Raw genomic sequence first — 1,279 nt, 5'->3', positions numbered from 1 at the left:
GTCCTCTGCCAGGGGAGAGATGAAGCGACTTGCCATGCTGCCGTCCTAAGCTGAAATCCTATCGGCACTATGCATGAAAATATCTGCCTAGTCACTTATCTGTGGAATGGATCGAAGAGCACACGCATTGATCCACCGACATACCATGTAGCGTGACAAGTGCGCATTACTAACGAAGCGTCACTGTTAAAGCTCACTTAGCATCGTGTCGATAGCCACCATAAGATCAAAAAAAATGCCGACCCCATGAGAGGCCGGCAAGTCAAGATAACGAGAGAGATTGTATCATGTATGACGAATCACGTGCGGCCCTGAAGCGCGGAAAAAATGCCCCCAGCGGCGTCAGTCACAGCTTACTTCCGACCCGCTCAAACGCAGAGCGGGTGCGGCTTTGGCACCTCCACCAGGTCCTTGGCCAGCATGGCAGCCCAGTAGCTCTATCCTTACAGTCTATACAGTTAGACAGATGGAAAGAGAAGACGCTGTGTCATCGGATCGGCAACCACAGCATCTCTCCAGAGTTACGTTTCTACTATCTGGCGCTTGAAGACCTGGTCAGTAAGACAGAAGGCTGGAAGCTGGGCTTCATCACCGTCAACTTCTCCGACAAGGTGACAAAGAAACTGGCACGTGAGGCGAAGCTCACAGTCGCGGGCGCGAATGCCAAAACAGTTAACGAGCGACTCAGAAAGCTGGGTGTCAGCTGTAAGTGGTTCTCCGTCATCGAAGACCACAAAGGGAACCTGCACTCTCACTGTGTCATCGGCTACCACCAAGACGACGAAGCCGCCGTCAGGTCTTGCTTCAAGCTAGACACCGACAACAAGGGCTCAGGCTTTCGTCTTCAGCATACCTACAAACAACGTCCTCGAAAGATCAGCAAGCAGACTGTGAAGGCCCAGGTGTTCACGAACCGTGATGGTCTCGGCGACTACCGAATGTCAGCTATCGACATTGGTTCTGCTGACTACATCTCCAAGACACTGGAGAACCAAAGCAACTACATGGACAGCGGTCGGTGCCGAATCTACGTTCCCAACCAGATCAGAACATCTGCTGAAAATCGTTACGAATCGGCAAGGACCAAGCAAAATCGGCTCACAGCCCGCAACCCTGCCGTGTCCAACCTCTCCTGCCATCAGGCCATGACCTACCTCCACCATGCCTGGATACCTAAGATCGTAAGCGCTCCATCAACCCCATCTTCTGCCGCTGAATAACGTCCGTCAGACTGGTGTCATCCGATTTCAAGGAGGACACCATGACCGAACTGACCTCG

1 protein-coding gene is annotated in these 1,279 nt (G+C 52.6%); it reads left to right on the top strand.

What is annotated here, in order from left to right:
* Positions 1-287: 287 nt before the first annotated feature.
* Entirely contained in the window at positions 288-1,220 is a 933-nt protein-coding gene (locus HALO32_RS14260; RefSeq protein WP_151444574.1) for a hypothetical protein, read from the top strand.
* Positions 1,221-1,279: the final 59 nt, after the last annotated feature.

The organism is Halomonas lysinitropha, assembly GCF_902500215.1.
Lineage (GTDB): Bacteria > Pseudomonadota > Gammaproteobacteria > Pseudomonadales > Halomonadaceae > Halomonas > Halomonas lysinitropha.
Note: the sequence above shows the minus strand (reverse complement) of the source record. Positions and strands in the feature narration are given on the sequence as shown.

Bases quoted from the DNA above. Each gene is read 5' to 3' on its own strand.
- HALO32_RS14260 (WP_151444574.1), top strand. From the start codon at position 288: ATGTATGACGAATCACGTGCGGCCCTGAAGCGCGGAAAAAATGCCCCC.